The organism is Streptococcus sp. 10824 (assembly GCF_013276595.1).
GTDB classification, from domain to species: Bacteria; Bacillota; Bacilli; order Lactobacillales; family Streptococcaceae; genus Streptococcus; species Streptococcus pseudopneumoniae.
This window is the reverse complement of the sequence record NZ_VMLH01000129.1, coordinates 1-203: the sequence shown is the minus strand read 5'-3', so window position 1 is coordinate 203 and position 203 is coordinate 1. Positions and strand designations below refer to the sequence as shown.

Here is a 203-nt window from a genome sequence, read left to right as displayed (position 1 = left end):
AGTGTTTGACATCTTCAATGGTCTGAGTTCCAGACAATTGCATAACTGTCTTCAATTCCGCATTCAAGTGTTCAAAGACTTGACGCACACCAACACTACCACCAAGAGCCAAACCATAAATAGCAGGGCGACCAATAGCTACCAAGTCTGCTCCTGAAGCCAAGGCTTTAAAGACGTGTTGACCACGACGAACACCAGAGTCA

At 45.8% G+C, this 203-nt stretch carries 1 protein-coding gene; it reads right to left on the bottom strand.

What is annotated here, in order from left to right:
* A partial coding sequence (locus HT701_RS10210; RefSeq protein WP_172931497.1) for an alpha-hydroxy-acid oxidizing protein occupies positions 1–203 on the bottom strand: 203 nt, incomplete at both ends.